We start from the raw sequence: 1,182 nt of genomic DNA, 5'->3' as shown, positions 1-1,182 counted from the left end.
GTATCGGCCGGCGAAAGATCGACGACGCGGCTCTCCGGCTCCTTGGCTTTCACATCGACTGGCTCTTCGGTGTTGGTGACCAGCTTTTCCTGCACCGGCTCGGCCGGCTTGGTACCCTTGACCACCGCGTCGTAGACCTTGTTGTCCTGGTTCGGCACCACCGTGCCGCCCGGATTCTCCGGCTTGACCTTGATTGGCGCGTTGTCGGCCTTGACGATAACCGGCGCCTCGCTGCCGCCCTTGCCGCCAAAGGACAAGGCAAAGGCGCCAAGACCACCGGCCAGGGCCACGGCGCCGACCACGGCGGCGATCAGCACGCCACGGCCGCGCGGCCTAGCGGCCTCACGCTCGGCAAGGCCCGGCACCGCCATCTCCTGGTCAAGCTCGGGGTCGTAGTCGAGCTCATCGACCGCGAAATCGTCGGCCTGCGCGACCGGCCGGCTGCCGGGCAGGTTGTCCATATCGAAGCCGCCCGTCGCGGCGGCCTGGGAAACCGGCGCTGGGGCTGCGAGCATTTCAGCCGGCTTCGCCGCCGCATAGGCGCGCGCGTCGCCGTGATCGTGGCCCGGCTTGAATCCGGCGCCGTAGCTGTCGTCCTCATAGGCGGCGGCTCGAGCCGGTGTCGGCGCGGGCGCGACCTCGACCGCGTTCATTTCATTCAGCAGACCGGCAAACTCGGCATCGAGATCGTCATAGGCCGGCGCTGCCGGCTTTTCTTCCTCGAAGTCCAGTTCGGGAATTTCGAGGTCGTCCGCAAGCGCCACCACACGCTCCGGCACGTCGACCGTCTCGACGTCAGGCATCTCGTCATAGGCTTGCTGATAGTCCGGCTGCGCGGGCTCAGGCTCAGGCTCAGCATAGACCGGAACGTCCTCCACGACCGGCTCCTGCCGGTATGACGGCGCGATCGAAACCGGCGCCACCGACGCCGTCGGCTGGGCTGTGAATGAAGCCTCGGCAGGTGCGGCGACCGGGGTCACGCGGCTCCACGACCGCGCCGGTTCGGGCGGGGTCGAGCGCAGCCAGTCCTGCGAACGCGAGGCGGGTGCCACGGAATGGCCAGGCTCCCGATCGCCCTCAATGCCCTTGGCAAAGGCGGCATCAAATGCGTCATCGTCGAAGTCAATGTCGGCGGAGGCCGTTGCATTCTTGGCAGAAAGATCCAGGCCTTCTAGTTCGCCC

General features: G+C 67.3%; 1 pseudogene. It reads right to left on the bottom strand.

The window, feature by feature from the left end:
* Positions 1-1,052 (bottom strand): annotated as a pseudogene (locus EN745_RS35030) (SPOR domain-containing protein); the annotation flags it as partial.
* Positions 1,053-1,182 lie beyond the last annotated feature (130 nt).

Source organism: Mesorhizobium sp. M4A.F.Ca.ET.022.05.2.1 (genome assembly GCF_003998845.1).
Classification (GTDB): domain Bacteria; phylum Pseudomonadota; class Alphaproteobacteria; order Rhizobiales; family Rhizobiaceae; genus Mesorhizobium.
This window is presented reverse-complemented; position numbering and strand designations above follow the sequence as displayed.